This window comes from Myxococcus stipitatus DSM 14675, from assembly GCF_000331735.1.
GTDB classification, from domain to species: domain Bacteria; phylum Myxococcota; class Myxococcia; order Myxococcales; family Myxococcaceae; genus Myxococcus; species Myxococcus stipitatus.
Genome location: NC_020126.1, coordinates 8,775,822 through 8,793,080, shown reverse-complemented (window position 1 = coordinate 8,793,080; position 17,259 = coordinate 8,775,822). Strand labels below are relative to the sequence as shown.

Genomic DNA, 17,259 nt, shown 5'->3' with positions numbered 1-17,259 from the left:
CCCTGGCGCCGCGTGGCTCATTTATTCGTGAATCCTCAGGACGTAGAGGAAGTCCTTCTGGGTCCGTCCCTGGCCCACGGCGATGCCGTCGCGGAGGATGTAGCAGGCCTCCATCGCGTCCTGGAAATGGGCGAGGGGCGTGGGGTCCATCCGACGGTGGAAGGCGACCGGGCCGTCTGCCAATCCTTCCCAGTAGCGCCGCCGGATGACGTCCAGCGGGTCCGTGCTGGCCTCCACGTCGGCGCGAGGCGCCCCGGTGGCCAGGTCGAAGAAACGCACGTGGTGGTCCTCGGACATGGTGACCAGGAGCGGCGCCTCGATGGCGAGCGCGTAGGGCAGCTCGGGGTGGGGCACCTGGTAGAGCTCATCTCCGGTGGTGGCGTCGTAGACGTGGACACACGAATCCATGTCGGACGCGGCCACCCGCGTGCCATCCGAGGAGATGGCCACGGCGACGACGGTCTCGTTGGAGACCTGGATGAAGCGGGATGTGCCCGTGGGCAGCTCGAAGAGGGCGAGCTCTCCCGAGCTTCGTCCCACGGCGAGGCGAGGGGCCGCCGAGGCCACGGCATAGGTGGGTGTGGGCTTCAAGGCCACCTTGGTGGTGTGCACGAGCGCCCCCGTCTTCACGTCATGCACCAGGAGATGGGAGGCCTCGGCGAAGCCCGTCAGGAGGAGGGCGCCGTCGGGGGTGAACTCGAGCGAGGTGACGGGATTGGCGGGGCCCTTCAGCGTGTGGAGCAAGCGCCCATCGGGGATGCTCCAGAGGCGCACCACACCCAACTCGACAGTGCCCGCGAGCAGCGCTCCATCGGGCGAGAAGGCCACGACGTTCTCTTGGAGCATCCGGCTCGCGGTGTCGCGCCCCTCGAGCGGCTTCGCGGTCAGCTCCTTCGCGGGAGCCAGGCTCACCAGGTCGAACAACTGGATGGCGCGGCGCCGGGGCTCCTCATGGAAGTTCACGATGGGGAAGGCGGCCAGCGTGGCGTCCCGGTTCATGCTCCACGACTTCTGGCCTCCGCCCATGCTGCTGGCGGGGAACTCGCGCACCTGCCCTCGCGCGTCGACGACGGCGTTCTGGTCCGACAGCTTGACGATGAGGCCCGCGGCCTCTGGGGCGCCGAGCAGGTCCTTCACGGGCTGCCCCTGGCTCTTGAGGGTCGGCGGTGGCTGGGCGTGGATTTCGCTCACCAGCACCTGGGTCGACTCCGTCAGCGCGAAGTGCTTGCGGTCCGGCGAGAAGGCCAGGGCGTTCCCCGAGGTGTTCGGGTGATAGGTCCGCGACCACACCGTGTCGCGGGTGTGGGCGTCCAGCACCAGCACCTGTCTGGGCGCGAGCATGCCCAGGTGGGTCGTCCCCAGCCAGGCGATGTTCGTGCAGCCCATCGTCCCCCACAGTCCTTCCAGCGGGGTCCAGTGCTGCGTCTCCGCGATGGCGACACCTTCGAGCACGGAGTACGCCAGCCGCTCTCCATCGGGGCTGAACGCAATGGAGCGAGGGGTCGCGTTGGTGGTGATGGATGCCACCTGAGCGCCCGTCGTCATGTCCCAGATGCGCACCGTGTCGTCCGAAGCCGCCGACGCGAGCAGCCGGCCCGAGGGATGGAAGGCCACGCACAGCACGGACTGCTGATGTCCCTTGAGCGTGCGGACCTTCTCGCCCGACTCCAGGTCGAACAGGTGGACACGCCAGCCGAGGTTGCCCACGGCGAGCAGCTTGCCGTCGGGGCTGAAGGCCACGGAGGTCACCCGGCCTTCCTGCTTCGGGAAGTCATGCAGGAGCTCGCCGGTCTCCACGTCCCACACGCGGGCGTCATGGGAGCGAGAGCCCGACGCGAGCTTCTTGCCATCCGGGCTCCACGCCAGGCCCAGGATCTCTCCGATGTCATGGCCCTCCAGGACCCGGAGGCACTTCCCCGTGACGACGTCCCAGAGGTGGATGTTCTCCTCCTCGGAGCTGGAGGTGGTCGCGAGCTTCTTCCCGCAAGGGCTGAAGGCCACCGCCTCCACCCGCTCGTCGTGGGAGAAGTGCTGGTCCCCGCCATCCAGCGAGCCGCTCAAGGGCGTCAGGGACTCCACCCACGCGCCGCCTCCCGCCGCCTCTCGCTGTTGTCGCCACCGCGCCGCGAGGCGATGGAGGTGCGCGTCGGGATGCTCCCAGGGGCCCGGGCCTTGCGTGTCGTAGTGGGCCGCGGCGTCGGGGGCGTCGTACCAGCGCAGCCGGTTGTAGAGGCTCTGGAAGAGCGCCTCGGGGTGCTCGCGGAGGAAGTCGGCGTCGAGCGCGATGGCGCGGCGCAGGAGCCGGAGCGTCCGCGCGCCCACGGTGAGACCTTCTTCCTCGAGCACGCGCGCGTCCGCGGGAGTCTGGGCGAGCGCGGTGTCGAGCGCGGCGAGCAGCGCCTCAACGCCCTGGGTGCTCACGAGGTGTTCGAGGGTGGAGAGCTCGGTGAGGGACGAGAGGTCGAAGGTCATCGCGCCCATTCTCGCGGTGAGGCTCTCCCAGGTTCAATGGGCGGGCTTGCCGGGCTGTCGTTTCCGTGGGGCGTCAGGCGCGCCCGTGGAGACGGAGGCGTCCTTCATGGCGAGGACCTCCTGGACGATGTGCTGCGCGTCGATGCCCGCCGCGCTCAAGAGTTCCTCGGGCTTGCCGGAGCCGGGCATCTTGCGCACGGCCAGGCGCTTCACGGTGGGCAGCGGCTCGGCGCCATCGGTGAACGCTTCGAGCACCGCGTCCGCGAGCCCACCCTCCGCCCAGTGGTCCTCCACCACCACGAGCCGTCCCTGCGTCTCGCGCGCGGCCTGGCGCAGCGTCTTCGCGTCCACCGGCTTCACCGAGTACAGGTCGATGACGCGCACGGAGATGCCCTGGTCCTGGAGCCGCGCATGCGCCTCCAGCGCTTCATGCAGCGTGATGCCCGCGGCCACCACCGTGGCCACATCGCGGTCGGAGCGACGCAGCACCTTGCACCCGCCGATGGGGAACTCCTCGGAGGCGGCGTAGAGCACGGGCGTCTTGGCACGCGTGGTGCGCAGGTAGGTGATGCCGGGACGGTCCACCAGCTGCGCCATGAGCCGCGCGGTCTGGTGGGCGTCGCAGGGATAGAGCACCGTGCTGTCGCAGACGGCGCGCATCATCGCCAGGTCCTCCAAGCCCATCTGCGAGGGACCGTCCTCTCCAATGGAGACACCCGCGTGGCTCCCGCACAGGTGCAGCGTCGCGTTGGAGACGGCCGCCATCCGAATCTGGTCATACGCGCGCGTCAGGAACGCGGCGAAGGTGCTGACGAAGACGCGCTTGCCCAGCACCGCCATGCCCACGCCCGTGGCCACCATGTTCTGCTCGGCGATGTACATCTCGAAGTAGCGCTGGGGATGGGCCTCCCGCAGCTCGTCCGAGAACGTGGAGTTGGACACCTCCGCGTCCAGCGCCACCACGTCCGGGTGTGCGTCGCTCAGGGCCCGCAGCGCATCGCCATACGCTTTGCGGGTGGCGACCTTCTCGTCGGGCGTGTAGCGCGGGAGCTTCAGCGGCGCGGCGGCAGGTTTCCCCCCGGGCCGGCCCGCTTCGGGCTTCCTCACTTCGACGCGGACGTGGCGCTCTCCGCCCAGCTCGCGGATGGCGTCGCGCGCCTGGTCCTCGGAGAGGGCCTTGCCGTGCCAGCCCTCCTTGTTCGCGATGAGCGAGTACCCATGGCCCTTCTCCGTCTTGAACACGAGGCAGGTGGGCTGGCCCGCCGTCGCGAGCGCCGCCGCCAGCGCGTGGTCGATGGCGTCCAGGTCATGCCCGTCCACCGTCAGCGCATGCCAGCCGAAGGCGCGCGCCCGGGCGGCATACGCCTCGCCATTCCAGCCCAGCTCCGTCTCGCCCGTCTGTCCCAGGCGGTTCATGTCGATGAGCGCGCAGAGGCCATCGAGCTTGTAGTGCGAGGCCTTGTCGAACGCCTCCCAGACGGAGCCCTCCGCCATCTCGCTGTCGCCCATCATCACGTAGACGCGTGAGGGCCGCTGGTCCAGCCTCGACGCGAGCGCCATGCCCACGCCGATGGCGAGCCCCTGTCCGAGCGAGCCGGTGGCCACGTCCACGAGCGGCAGGACGTGCGGGTTGGGGTGGCCCTGCAACCGGCTGCCGAACTGGCGCAGCGACAGCAACTCCGCGTCGTCGATAGCCCCCGCGGCCTTGAACGCGGCGTAGAGGACGGGACACGCATGGCCCTTGGAGAGCACGAAGCGGTCATTGTCCGGGGACTTCGGGTGCTGGAAGTCGAAGCGCAGATACTTCTGGAACAGCACCGCGACGATGTCCGCCGCGGACATGGAGGAGCTGGGGTGTCCGGAGCCCGCGGCCGTGGTGGCTCGGATGCTGTCGACACGAAGCTGCGCGGCGAGCTCTGCCAGGGCGTCTGCCATCGTCTCTCTCCAGGCTGGGGACCCTCGTAGGGTGTTGACGCAAGGGGCCCGGGAGAAGCGGCGGGTGTGAGGGACTGCTCGTCGGAGGGCAGCCCGGCAAGGAGGCATTCGCGCGGAGGCCCGCTCATGACCGGGGAGGCATGGGCACATTACCGCCAGGAGGAGGGGCACGGAGCACAGGCACCTTGCTCCCACGAGGGGACCCGCCATGAACCCACTGCGGCAGCTCGAGGAATTCGGCCAGGCCGTCTGGATGGACAACCTCCAGCGGAGCTACATCACCCACGGCACCCTCAAGAAGCTCATCGACGAGGATGGGCTCAAGGGCCTCACCTCCAACCCGACCATCTTCCAGAAGGCGGTCTCCGGCAGCCAGGACTACGCGGACCTGTTCACCGCCGCGAGGGGCAAGGGGCTCTCCGCCAATGACGTCTACGAGCAACTCGCCATCCGCGATATCCAAGGCGCGGCGGATGTCTTCAGGCCCGTCTTCGATGCGCTGAAGGGGAAGGATGGCTTCGCCTCGCTGGAGGTGTCCCCGGCGCTCGCGAACCAGACGCAGGCCACGATGGAGGAGGCCCGCAGGCTCTGGAAGCAATTGGACCGTCCCAACGTGATGGTGAAGGTCCCCGGCACGGAGGCGGGTGTCCCCGCGTTCGAGCAGCTCACCGCGGAGGGGCTCAACATCAACGTGACGCTGCTGTTCAGCCAGGAGCGCTATCGGCAGATTGCCCATGCCTACCTCACCGGCCTGGAGCGCTTCGCCAAGACGGGTGGAGACTTGAGCAAGGTGGCCAGCGTGGCCTCGTTCTTCGTCAGCCGCATCGACGTGGCGGCCGACAAGGAAATCGAGCAGCGCCTCAAGGCGGCCGGAGTCTCTCCCGAGCAGCGCAAGCTGCTGGAGGGCTTGAGCGGCAAGGTGGCCATCGCGAACGCGAAGCTCGCCTATCGCTCGTACCAGGAGATCTTCAGCACACCGCGCTGGAAGGCGCTCGCGGCGAAGGGGGCTCGCGCGCAGCGCGTGCTGTGGGCGAGCACCAGCACCAAGAGTCCGAAGCTCCGCGACGTCATCTACGTGGAGGAGCTCATCGGCCCGGACACCGTCAACACGATGCCGCCCGCGACCATCGACGCGTTCCGAGATCACGGCAAGGTGCGTACCAGCCTCGTCGAGGATGTCGCGGGCGCGAAGGAGACGATGCGTCAGCTGGAGGCGAGCGGCATCTCGATGAAGACGCTCACGGACCGCCTGACGGTGGACGGCGTGCGGCTTTTCGAGGAGTCTTTTTCGGCGCTGCTGGCGGCGGTGGCGGAGCAGCTGAGGCCGTAGGGGCGAGCGGCTCGAAGGTCTTCCGGTGCGAGGTCCCCTGGATGAAGTCCCAGGCCTCGGTGTCCGTGAGCCGCGTCCGCGTCTGGGCGAGCAGCTCCAGCAGGAGCTTCATCAGGGCGCCGTCGTCCCGAGGCGCCGGGCCCTCCGTCTTGCGCAGGGTGCGCTGGAGGATGCAGGCGACCTGGAGGGCATGGGCCTCCGAGGTGCTGGCCACTCGCGCCAGCGTCGCGGCCCAGCGCTTCGAGTTGATGAGTCCCGTGGGGCGCAGCTCGCTCATCATCTCGCCGAGGTCCTCCGCCGTGAGCCTCCCGGTGTCGAGCGCGGCGAGGGTGGCATCGGCGCTCACGCCGTGCTCACCCGGCTCCTTGGCCGAGAGGCCCATGGCGAGGACCAGCCGGGCCATGGGGCCCATTCGCAGCCAGGGATGCAGGAGCTGCTCATAGCTCGCGACGTTGCCCCACACCGCGGAGTTCCAGTCGAGGTTGAAGGACAGCGGGTACGCCTGGCTGGCGAAGTAGGCCTCCATCCCCGAGGGCCAGAGCGTTGCCATCCAGCGAGGATAGGGCTTGAGCACGTCGCCCAGGTTCGAGGCCGTCATCATGTTCGGGAGGTCCCATGACGCGGTCCGTTCATGGCGGGTGGCGGGTGGCTCGGCGGTGATGAAGACCTCGCGAAAGATGTAGGGCTTCGTGCCGCGTGCCTGGACAGCGTAGGTGTAGCGGATGGGCGGTGTGTCGCCTCGAATCCTCGCGGCGATGGAGGCGAGCGGTTCCTCCATGGAGGGGGCCGTCTCGCTCATCCGCAGGGCCCACGCGAGGACCTGAAGGGCGTGTCCCTGGGGGCTTTCCTTGATGCGCTGGGGTGTCGCCTCTAGGGGTGCGAGCCTGTACAGGGCGAGGCCCAGGTCTGCCCGCGAGGGCTCACCGGCTCCGGGGGCGCGCGAGCGCAGACGGTCCACGAGGGTCTCGGGGGCAATCCAGCCTCCGTCATGCGTGGGCATGGAGAGCAGGCCGTCGTCACGCCCCGCGTCGAGCGCCAGCGCGATGTCCTGGATGCGCTCGTTGAAGAGCCGCACGAACACGTCGTGCTCATGCTTCATCGTCTCGCAGGGGAGCTCACGCAGCGTGGCGCGCGCCTCACCCGCGGGGGCAAGCCAGGCGAGCGCGAGACAGACGAGGTGGAAGGAGAGGGGCTCGCCGTAGGACTTCGCGCCGAGCTTCTTCGCGCGCTGGGCCAGGGCGGAGGTCTTCCGCGCGAAGTCGTCGGGACGCTGGCGTCCGAGACGGGCCACACCATCCAACACGCGCTCCACGGCCATGGGGCTGCCCGCATCCTCGATGCACGAGGAGAGCGCGGCGATCAGCTCGTCGACGGTGGTGATGGGAGACACGGCGAAGCGCGCATCGGTGGGGGAGGCGGGCGCCGTGGCCGCTGGCCGGTTCCCCGAGGCGGGGCCTGCTGGTGTCGTCGACGAGGCGGAGTCCTCACCTGGCCGCGCCTGGAGGCGCTTCGCCGCCGGCGCTTCGCCCTGTCCCAGCCACGCCTGGACCTGCGGCTTCAGGGATGCCGCGACTCCGTCCACGCGCTCCGCGACCGCTGCGCGCAGGGAGTCACCCGGGGTCTTCGCGAGCGACTCCAGCACCTTCAGCACGGCCTTCTGCACATCCACGGCCTCGTGCGAGAAGCCCATGACGAGGACGAGGGCGACACGCTCGCGCTCCTCCCCCTCGGCGGAGGTGCCCATCGACTTGAGCAGCTTCACCGCCTGCAGCGCGGTGCCCTTGTGGCGGGCGAGCACCACGGGCTCGAGCGCGGGCAGCGCGGAGTCCAGGTCCAGCGGCCTTCGGGCATGCAGGGTGGTCACCGCCTCGAGCGCGAGCGAGACGGTGGCGGGGATGGAGCTGCCCAGCAGGCGGAGGTAGCGGTCCCGGTGCTGCTCCAACTCCTCGGGAGTGGGCTCCATCGCCTCGTGGAAGCGGGAGAACCACCCGGCGCGGAAGGCCGCGAAGTCGCGCTCCAGCGCGCCCAGGGTGGCGTCCAGCAGGCGCCCTCGCTCCAGGGTTCCCTGCCGCATGTGTCGCAGGAAGGCCTGCGTCCATGTCTGCTCCTTGGAGGTGTACTTGTCCCGCGCGGCCAGACTTCGCTCCCCGCCGCCCTCGACCTCGAACAGCCGCCACACCTCGTGCTCGCGCACGTCCGGGTCCACGTCGAGCGGGTTCTCGTCGAAGCGCGTGTCGTAGAGCAGCCCCAGGGTGTAGTTGTCATGCGTGGGGCGGCGAGACACGCCCTCGCGCACCAGCGCGCGCGCCACGAGGTAGTTCCTCGGCGTGAGCTCGATGAGCCGCTCGGCCGCGCTGTCGAATCCAGGCAGCTTCAGCTTCGCCGCCACCTCTCCTGCCTCGAGCGGCAGCCCGAGCAACAACTGCTCGGTCCACTCAGACGGAGGAAGGGTGAGGAAACACAGCAGGGTGAGGGCCCGGCCCTGCTCGATGCGGAGCAGCAGGGCGGAGCGGCTCTCGGCTGTATGGTCCTCCGCCTGGAATTGCTTGTGGCGCCGCAGCACCTCGGCGCCGAGCTGGCGACGCTGGTCTGGCGTCATCCCCTGGAGCAGCGCGGCGCATGCCGCGGGGCTGGGGGCGGCCAGGACGTCATCGAGGGTGCGGGATGTCATGGGGTATCGGAGTCCTCGGAGCGGGTGGCGTGGAGTTGAGCGGCGAGAAGGTGTTTGCAGGGGCCTCGCTCCAGCCCGTGCTTCGCGAACCATGTACAGCCACAGCTCACGGGGGCAAAGCCTTCGTCCAGCCGCACATGGTACGTGGCGCTCGAGCCGCGCACCCAGTACGCGCTGGCCACCGCCGCGTCGGCTTCCAGTGCCCCGGCCTCCAGGAGCGTGCGCGCAGCCGCGAGCCGTGGCGCGAGGGCCTCCACCTGCGCGAAGTCGAAGGGCAGCTCGCGGTGGAAGAAGGCGCGGACCTGCGAGTCGAAGCCCACCAGCCCTCGGACGCCGAGCACCTGGAGCCCATGCCACACGAGGTCCTCGGTCGAGGACAGCTTGCCCGCGAGCGAGGCGGTCTCCAGCACGGACTCCCAGCGCAGCTCGGCGCGCAGGGAGGAGAGGAGCTGCTCCACGGTGGGTCGCTGGGCCAGGGCCGTCAGCGTCTGGCCTTCACCGGAGAAGCCGCGCCACACCTCGCTGGAGAGCGCGAGCGTGAAGCGCTGGGTGCCCAGGTCCAGGACGAAGGCGCTGGCCTGGCCTCGCGGGTCCGCGTGAAGGGTGAGCCCCTTGGCGAATGGGGCCAGGTCCTCCAGCACGCGCAGTCGCTCCATGCCCGTCAGCCGCATCGCGCCGGCGGCGGGCGTGGCGCTCAGCCGCACGGAGCGGCCCTGGGGCACGAGGAAGTGGGGCCGCTTGTCGGTCTTCGTGCGAGGCAGGCCGCGCAGGAAGCGCAGGGCCTCCGTGGCGGACAGCTCCGCGAAGGGTTCCAGCCGGGCGAGGTAGGCCTGCACCTCGGCGAAGCCCTTCAGCCACCGCAGCGGCAGTGGCACCTTGCGCTCGACGACGCGAGACTCCCCTCGCTCGAGCACCACCTCCGCGTGCCCGACGGAGAGCGCGAGCGGCTCATCGGTGCGCACCGTGGCCAGCGCGGCGCGCATGGGGGCGTTGAAGTCCACGTTGGTGGTGCCGAAGGAGGCGACGTCGCCCTCATAGGCCGACGGCGTGAGGTCCACGCGGGCGTAGGTGCTGGCGCAGCCGGAGAAGCCCTCGAAGCGGAGCATGCCGCGTCCGCACGTCACCACGGGGTCCGCCGCCATCAGGATGCGGTGGATCATGGCGGGAGGAATGTGGAAGCGCGTCCCCACGACGCGGGACAAGGCGCGCAAGGCCAGCGCGGTGGGGCGAGGGTGGAGCAGCCTGCCCTCGAAGAAGTAGGGCTGGGGCGCGCCTCCGCCGGACGTCATGAGGCGCAGGGCCTGGCCTCGTCCGGCCGTCACCAGCTCCGAGGGAGCGCTGTACTGGTAGGTGTGGCTCAGGGCCGTCATCGTGCAGCCTCACGTCCGCCGCCGATGGCAGGAGCTGGAAGTCTCGGCCATTCTAGCGTGGCCGAGTCGAGCGGGCACCCCACGTGTCCCTTCTCGTGACGAGGCGGCGGGCCGGAGTCGTGTCGAGGGGCAGGCGAATGCGAAGGACGAGGGATGCAATCTGGGGTGGGCTCGGGGTGCTGCTGCTCCCGAGCGGGGTTCACGCGGAAGTCGCGGACAAGCAGTTGTTTCCGTGGGAGCCCGCTCCTGTCCTGGCGACGCTCGTGATGTGTGGGGTGTGCCTGGCATTGGCACTGCCTCGCCGAGGCCGCCTGTGGATGGTCGCCGGTGGGCTCTCGGGGGTGTGGGCGCTCTTCTGGCTCCAGCTCAACCTGCTCAGCTCGGAGGTGGGGCCGATGCTGGCGGCGGAGCTCTCCGCCCAGGACGCCGCGGCCTTCCGGGGAGGCGTCGTGATTCAGGCCCTGGCTCCCCTGCTGATGACGCTCATCGGACCGTGGCGGCGGAGGGGCCACCCGCGGAGCGCGTGAGGGGCACGCTCGATGGGTTCATGGACCCAGGGTTGGAGACGCGCCTGAAAAGGCGCGGTGTCTTGCGCGCGTGAGCCAGGAGCGCAGGAAGAGAGACGGCCGGCGGCGTCGGAGCGGCGGGACGTGCTGGTGATGCGGCCGAGCCACGTCCATGCGCCGTGGCTCAGCGCCCATGCACGAGCGTCTTCGCTCCCACCGAAAACAAGACGTTCATCTTGTTGCCCATGACCTCGACGACTCGACCGGCGCCAAAGGAGGCATGTTCCACCTCGTCTCCGACGGCATACCGCTGCTTGGGTGAGTAGGGCTTCCCTGGTGCACCGGATGAGGTCACGGGCATCCGGGCCATGCGAGCAGCGAGCTCCGCCGAGCGCTTGTCGATGAGGTAGTTGTGGTCGAACACGCCCGAGAGGTTGATGCGCACCAGGACGGCGAGGTCCGCGTCATCGAGACCCACCACACTCCAGCCATCGAGCCCGGTGGTGCGCGCCCAGAAGCCGCCGAGCTCGAGCATGCCGTGGCCGCCGCTCAGGTCCGTGGGCTCCTGGCTGACGAAGCGTTCGTCGTGGACCAGCACCGTCTGAGGGCCCCGATTCCATCGTTCGACGAACTCGGGTTCGTTGCGATGGGCCATCGAGACGAGCTTGCGATTCGTCTCGCTGTCGACCGCGGCGATCATCGCGCGGACGTCGGGCAGCTTCTCCAGCGCCGGGGCGTTGAGCGCACGCACCAGCACCGCGACTCCAGCGGCGTGCTGACCGTGAAACACCTCGAACTCCTCAGAGGCTCGGGAGAGATGCGCCTCGTGCACCAACATCAGCGCCACGGGCCGCTCGCCGTCTCGCCGCAACCACGCGTGCCAGAGGCCGCTCACGCAGTCGACCGACACCGACAGCGCGGGGCTCACGTCGGTGTCGCGAACCACCAACCTGTGTCCGAGGCGCATGGCGCCCTCATACGAATGATTCGGGAACGAAGCGGGAGCAGTCATTGCCCTCCGGCGCATAACATGGCCCCGAGGAACATCAAGCCAAGAGACCGCTCGAGGCTCGGGCGCGTGGTGGTCACCAAGGACTGTCTCCATGCGCCAGGAGAATGGCGTCACGCGCGCTGCCTCCTCGAGGATGTCTTCCTTCACGCTCCCAGCGCCGCGGGCGCTGTGAAACGTCCCGCCGGTACAGTCATGCGAACTGCTGGCAGCGTCCCTGGGCTGCGTGCATCATTGCGAATCCACCATCGCTTCTCGTGCCCATGTCCGACCTCAATCTCCTCGCCACCCTGGACGCGCTCTTGCGTGACTTCAGCGTCGCCAAGGCGGCGGAGCGCATGCACGTGTCACTGCGGTTCGTCGTGGAGGGAGACGAGGACGTGAACGCCTTGCGCGACGGCACGGTGGACCTCGACATCGGGGTTCAAGGTCCCCTCGGCCCTGAGGTCCGCACCCGCCCCCTGCTATAGGCCGACGGGGTGAGGTCCGCGCGGGCGTAGGTGTTGGCACAGCCGGAGACGCCCTCGAAGCGGAGCATGCCGCATCCGCATGTCACCACGGGGTCCGCCTCCAGGAGGATTCGGTGGAGCATGGCGGGGGAATGTGGAAGCGGGTCCCTACGACGCGAGACAAGGCGCGCAGGGCCTGGCTTCGGCCGGCCGTCACCAGCTCCGAGGGAGCGCTGGACTGGTAGGTGTGGCTCAGAGCTGTCAGCGCGCACACCATTTCACACGGAAGAGGACCTCCTGTCGCGGGGCGGGGGGCAGTCGCCCGCGCCTGATGAAGGACGTCGCGACTCTGCGGGAGTTTCCGGTCAACCCTCGCTTCGTGGATGAGCCCCTGTCCATTTCCGTTCCCACCGTGAGACGGGGGCAGGTCCGAGCGGGTGCAACGATGGGACAAGGGGCCGCGCGAACAATGACAAATCATCGCCTATGTCGTCAGGGGTCGGTCGTCTGTCTTGAATAAAAGGACTTAAAATAGAATCCCCAGACTCCATCTCTGGAGGTGACGCGGCTCCGAGCGGGGTTGCGTCGTCACGATGGGGTATCAATGAGCAACAGTCGTAAGTTGTATGAAGTCGCGATGTTCCTGACACTCACAGGCGCTTGGCTGGGAGGGGCCGGAACCGACGGAGTGCCCGTTTCGGCAGCCGAGGCATCCAATACGGGAACGCCACACTCCCGCGAAGACGAGCTGTATCCCAGCTCGCAGGCCATCTGGCGCACCCTCGGCATCCCCGTCTGCTGGGAGAATCCCACGGCGGGAAATGCCTCGGGCCGGGCCTGGACGCAGGACCAGGTCGAGAAGACCTGGGAGAGTGCCACCTACGTGGACTTCACCGGCTGGGGTGCCTGCACCTCGGGCGCTGAGGGCATCCACATCCAGGTGGTGGAGACTCCCGAACCGGCCCACGCCGCGGTGCTCGGCCGGGGCCTGAACGGCGTGACGAACGGCCTCGTTCTCAGCTTCGCCGTCCAGAGCGGTGAGGGATGTCTGGGAGAGGGGCCTGGGCCCGCTGTAGACGGACCCAGGCCTTGGGGTGAGAGGGATTACTTGACGCAGTGGGCCCAGCCGCGCTTGAAGGGGGAGAGGGCCATCTCCCAGGTGAGGGTGCCGGAGTTGTAGTCGACGCTCACGCCGTCCGAGTAGCTGTCCTGGTTGAAACGGCCGCCGATGCCGGAGAGGAAGCATGCGACGCCGCCGGGGTTGTAGGCGAGGTCCGTGCTCTGGCCGCCGGAGCCGGAGATCAACTGCCACCCATTGCCGACGCTCTCGGGGATGTCGACGCAGATGGCGCGGGCGCCACCCGCGTCGGCGAGGTCACCCCCGAGGTACCAGTTGAGGCCGTCGTTCCAGACGCGGACGTATTCGGAGGTGGAGTTGAAGGCGCCGGAGGCCTCAACCCGGGTGAGGAAGCAGCGGCGGTCGGCCGTCACGGCGCCCAGGACCTTGGCGGCCTCGCCGTTGGACCAGGAGACCTCGGCGGTGCGGTTGGCGGCGGTATTGACACACCTGGCGGTGGTGGAGAGGGCCGCGTCCGCGTTCTGCCTCACGACGATGAGCCACCGGTCGTCGGAGATGTTGACTCCGGCGAAGCTCCGGACTCCGTCGTTGGAGGGGTTCTCCTGGAGGCTGCCGCCGAGAGCGCTGAGGAAGCAGGTGCGGTTGGTGGCCGAGCCGATGGCCGAGGAGGTGAAGGCGATCTCATTGACGCGCCACGTATAGGTGCCGTCGAGGGTGACCTGTTGCGCGGCCTGGCCGGTGGCCTCATCGGCGACCGAGGGCGTCTCGGGTGCGAGGGGCTCACCGCCACAGGCGGCGGTGAGGGTGGCGAGCGGGAGGGCGAGGAGGAGGTTGCGCACGGAGAGACCCGGTCCTTTCAATGACAGCCATGCGCGAGCGGAGCGACCGTCCGCCGAGCATGGCCGAGGGGGCTCCGAGCCGGGACACCGCACCATGCGGCTCCGCGGCACGGAGTGAGCCCGGGTAGAGCAACCCGAATGCCAATGGCCACTCAGAGAGGACGGCCGTGGGGAACGGCAAGGGTTGCCGAGAGGACAGGGCAAGCCTTGCCACTCCCGGCAGTGATTGCGATGAGGGCCGCTGTGGTTCGAAGGAGGACCTCGAGGCGCAGGCAGCGCTGTGCTCAACGCCCGTGGGCATCACTGCGAGCGGGTGTTCCTAAACGTCCTCGAAGGCGGCGCCCGTGACGCGTGCGAATGCCAGGGCGGTCTTGATGGCCTCGGAGACGATGAGACCGGTTGACCATCCCCAGGTGCGGAAGACCCTCGCGCTTCCCACCCTCGTGGGGTCAATCCTCATCCCCGCCACGTTTCGATACGGGCCAACCAACTCAGGCAGCTCGTCCTCGGGAAGATAAAACAAGACCTCGCGTGAGGACTTCTCGTCGATGCAGCGAATGAGCTTCGTGGCCACGAGCATGACGTACGGGTCCGAGCAGCCTTTGACTTCAACAGGGACGAGTTGGACATCTTCTGGAGCCAGCTCCGCGAAGATGGCGGCGAGCCTGACGTGAAGGATGGGCGTCATGCCAACGCCCGCGCTGCTGAAATCCAAGGGCGTCCCCGGCGCTTCGATGGGGGACTTCAAGCGCCCGACAGAAGGGACAGGCCCTCCTTCCGAAAACCGCCAGAAGTCCTCGAACGCCTGCCCCGTCTCGTCCAACAGGTCTCCGAGGAACCAGCTACCGGCCCGTACGTCCTCCATGAGCCTGAAGTACCGAGTGACGGTCGAAATGATGGCCTTGCTGCTGACCTCACTCCCGCGCGGTGGGCCTCAACGCCTTCTGGCATCACGGCGTACCACGGAGCTTCCCCTCGCATCAGGGCTCCCATACCTCACTGAATGGGGTGGAGTTCAAGGCCCAGGCGGCGAGGCGGGAGCATGGCGGAGCAGATCGACCGCCATCGCGCCGTAACGCGTCCTTCCCAGTCGACGCAAAGGACGCGATGTTCTCTCTCCTTCCCCCCTCTGGAGTGAGTCGCATGCGCATCCTGTCAATGCCCCTCATCGTCGCCACGCTCCTTGTTGGTGGCAGCGAGGATTCAGACCCATCGACACCCGACTCGGGCGCCTCGTAGCAGGACTCTGGCTCCCCTGGAACTGACGCGGGCGTCCCTGAAGAATTAGACCGAGGAGCGCAAGTCTCGCCCGGCCTCAGGCTCCGCGCCCGAGGCCGGTTCGGCACGGGCCTATTTCCAGGCGGCCCGGATGGTCTTGATGGCCTTGTGGGCCATGGGTTGGATGGCCTTCAGGTAGAAGGCATCGTTCGGCAGGGGCTTGGGCGGGGTCTTGAATCCCTCGACGCCATGGTCCGCCTCCAGGGTGTCGGCGACGAGCAGCTCGTTGGCCTTCTTTGCTTCGGGATACTCGCCCTGCTTCCAGTTGAAATAGCCAGGCGTCTGGTAGACCCGAAACGGACCCGAGTTGGTTGTTCCCACAAGCTCTGGGAATGACCACTTGTCGGCGTCCCAGGTCTTGACGTCCGTCCCCTTGGCTCCGCCGCCGAACCGCATCTTGTTGAAGGCGTTCTGGTGCATGCCCGTGATGGAGCCGAAGACTCCCTCGGCTTCGGTCTTGACCTTGAAGGTGGCGCCGCCCAAGCGGAACATCACGCCCGCATCGAAGTTGCGACCGTACTTGTTGGACGCGTCGAGGTTGAAGCTGCCCAGACACTGGTTCTCCACACCGCCCGCGCCCGCGCGAGTGAAGCTGATGAAGTTATTGAGGAAGGGCTCGGCGGGATAGTCCGGGAGGTATGGGCTGGGACCAATCTTCAAGTCCAGCACGATGCCCACGCGTGTCCCCGCGATGAAGGACTTGGTCAGGTCACCGATGGCGTAGCTGGTGTATCCGACGCCGATGTTCTCAATCCACTGGAGCAGGAGGGCCCGCGCGTTGGGCATGACGTCTGTTTCAGGGGCGAGCGCGTCGGTGAGGGAGACCACCGAGAGGTCACCCTCTTCAAGCTCGTCGAACGCCGCGCGGGCATCCAGGGGGAACAGCGCACTCACGGGGGCATCCGCCTGGACCGCGGGGTGCTTGTAGAGGGTGACGGTCCATCCACACGATATCCAGCTGAGGATGTTGAACGCCGAGAGGTGGTTGATGAGTCCGTCCCCAATCCAGACACAGTTGATCTTCTTCTGCTCCTGGGGGAGCTGGGCCAGCGTCGTCATCGCGAACTCCTGTCGAGAAGAAAAGTCCGTGAGAGCATCTCGTGGCGGATGCGAGGGAATCAAGGTCCCGAGGTGTCTCGAGTCCCAGCCGTTCCATCAGGTCGTGTCTCGTGAAGGGCAAGCCCTCTTCCCGAGACGAATCGATGATGGAGCGAGGAGGTTCCCGTGTTGTGTGCCCACGGCCCTTCCTCTCAAGAGGGGACACCCCATCCGAGGCATCCGCCATGCCATGCCGCTGGTGCATCCACCTGTCGCTCCAACTCCTGGCTCTCGGGTGTTTGCTGTTCGGGGCGACGGCGCTCGCCGGGGGAACCCTGATGGGCAGGGTGACCCACGCGGACTCTCCCTGGGACGGCTTCGCGGGAGTCGTCATCACCGTGTTTCGCGGCCCCAGCAATCTGCGGCGGGTCGTCACGGACGCGAACGGCGAGTACCGCGCGTCCGTGTCCTTCTCGTATTGGATTGAATACACGGCCGTCACCCGGACCGACGCCTCGGGTGCCCCGGCCGAGTACCAGCCGCCGCGGCAGTTCCGCCTCCAGGCGCGCTATGCCTTCTCGCTAGAAGATCGTGTCCTTGTCCGTGAGGTTGTAGACCTCCTGCACGTCGCGCAGCAGCTTGGGGAAGTCCAGCTCCAGGTCTCGGAGCAGGCCGGTGCGCATGTCGAACACCCAGCCGTGCACGGTGGGGAAGCCCGTCTCCACGTAGGCGCGCTGCACGGCGGCGGTCTTGATGATGCTGATGCACTGCTCGGTGACGTTGAGCTCCACCAGCCGGGCGTAGCGGGCCTCCGGGTCCGTCAGCGCGTCCAGCTCCGCCTTGTGCAGGCGGTAGACGTCCCGCACGTTGCGCAGCCACGGATTGAGGATGCCCAGGTCCTTGGGCTGCATCGCCGCCTTCACGCCCTGGCAGCCGTAGTGGCCGCAGACGATGATGCGCTTCACCGACAGGTGGCGCACGGCGTAGTTGATGACCGACATCACGTTCAGGTCGACGTTGTTGACCAGGTTCGCGACGTTGCGGTGGACGAACACATCCCCGGGCTCCACGCCCATGATTTCGTTGGCGGGCACCCGGCTGTCGGAGCAGCCGATGTAGAGGTACTCGGGGTTGTGTTCCGCGGACAGCCGCTCGAAGTAATGCGGGTCGTCCTTCGTCTTGTCGGCGGACCAGCGGCGGTTGTTCTCGAAAATCTGTTCGTAGGAAGGCACGAGTCCGTGGCATGCCCGGCCGGGCTCCCCCGCGTCAACTCCGAACGTCATT

Annotated in this window: 12 protein-coding genes; 3 read left to right on the top strand and 9 right to left on the bottom strand. The window is 68.1% G+C overall.

All coding sequences use genetic code 11. From position 1 onward, the window contains the following. Positions 1–21: 21 nt before the first annotated feature. Positions 22–2,472, bottom strand: a complete 2,451-nt coding sequence (locus MYSTI_RS33910; protein ID WP_015352361.1) for a WD40 repeat domain-containing protein — start codon at positions 2,470–2,472, stop codon at positions 22–24. Positions 2,473–2,505: 33 nt separating this feature from the next. Then, positions 2,506–4,407 carry a transketolase gene (locus tag MYSTI_RS33905; protein ID WP_015352360.1) on the bottom strand — a complete coding sequence of 634 codons (1,902 nt, stop codon included), beginning with the start codon at positions 4,405–4,407 and terminating at the stop codon, positions 2,506–2,508. Positions 4,408–4,615: 208 nt separating this feature from the next. Here MYSTI_RS33905 and tal point away from each other — a divergent pair, with 208 nt between their 5' ends. Next, complete coding sequence (gene tal / locus MYSTI_RS33900) at positions 4,616–5,737, top strand: transaldolase (RefSeq protein WP_015352359.1); 1,122 nt, start codon at positions 4,616–4,618, stop codon at positions 5,735–5,737. Here tal and MYSTI_RS33895 read toward each other — a convergent pair. Together MYSTI_RS33895 and MYSTI_RS33890 are read right to left on the bottom strand one after the other, a co-directional pair. Next, a complete protein-coding gene (locus MYSTI_RS33895) occupies positions 5,646–8,408 on the bottom strand; it encodes a DUF6493 family protein (protein WP_015352358.1) in 2,763 nt (920 codons plus the stop codon). The two genes, tal and MYSTI_RS33895, sit on opposite strands and share 92 nt — an antisense overlap. Beyond that, the gene (locus MYSTI_RS33890; protein ID WP_015352357.1) at positions 8,405–9,778 is read right to left on the bottom strand and encodes an SWIM zinc finger family protein; all 1,374 of its coding nucleotides are present in this window, start codon (positions 9,776–9,778) and stop codon (positions 8,405–8,407) included. The genes MYSTI_RS33895 and MYSTI_RS33890 overlap by 4 nt, the downstream gene beginning before the upstream one ends. Before the next feature lie 137 nt (positions 9,779–9,915). Between MYSTI_RS33890 and MYSTI_RS33885 the strand changes: the two genes are divergently transcribed. Continuing rightward, a complete protein-coding gene (locus tag MYSTI_RS33885; protein WP_015352356.1) occupies positions 9,916–10,305 on the top strand; it encodes a hypothetical protein in 390 nt (129 codons plus the stop codon). A 163-nt stretch (positions 10,306–10,468) separates the two neighbouring features. Here MYSTI_RS33885 and MYSTI_RS33880 read toward each other — a convergent pair whose 3' ends face one another. Beyond that, a complete protein-coding gene (locus tag MYSTI_RS33880; protein WP_044282151.1) occupies positions 10,469–11,251 on the bottom strand; it encodes a hypothetical protein in 783 nt (260 codons plus the stop codon). A 305-nt stretch (positions 11,252–11,556) separates the two neighbouring features. On the opposite strand from MYSTI_RS33880, the gene MYSTI_RS45005 reads away from it, so the two are divergent. Beyond that, positions 11,557–11,763: a type 2 periplasmic-binding domain-containing protein gene (locus tag MYSTI_RS45005; RefSeq protein WP_044282150.1), complete on the top strand. Its 207-nt coding sequence runs from the start codon at positions 11,557–11,559 to the stop codon at positions 11,761–11,763. 1,083 nt (positions 11,764–12,846) lie between these two features. On the opposite strand, the gene MYSTI_RS33870 is transcribed toward MYSTI_RS45005, so the two are convergent. The 4 genes from MYSTI_RS33870 to MYSTI_RS33855 form a co-directional block, all read right to left on the bottom strand. Then, positions 12,847–13,659 carry a hypothetical protein gene (locus tag MYSTI_RS33870; protein ID WP_015352351.1) on the bottom strand — a complete coding sequence of 271 codons (813 nt, stop codon included), beginning with the start codon at positions 13,657–13,659 and terminating at the stop codon, positions 12,847–12,849. Between the two features lie 319 nt (positions 13,660–13,978). Further along, positions 13,979–14,524 (bottom strand): imm11 family protein, encoded by a 546-nt coding sequence (locus MYSTI_RS33865; RefSeq protein ID WP_015352350.1) that lies wholly within the window; start codon positions 14,522–14,524, stop codon positions 13,979–13,981. Positions 14,525–15,009: 485 nt separating this feature from the next. Then, the gene (locus MYSTI_RS33860) at positions 15,010–15,996 is read right to left on the bottom strand and encodes a hypothetical protein (RefSeq protein WP_015352349.1); all 987 of its coding nucleotides are present in this window, start codon (positions 15,994–15,996) and stop codon (positions 15,010–15,012) included. A gap of 560 nt (positions 15,997–16,556) precedes the next feature. After that, positions 16,557–17,207: a carbonic anhydrase gene (locus MYSTI_RS33855; protein WP_144370199.1), complete on the bottom strand. Its 651-nt coding sequence runs from the start codon at positions 17,205–17,207 to the stop codon at positions 16,557–16,559. Positions 17,208–17,259: the final 52 nt, after the last annotated feature.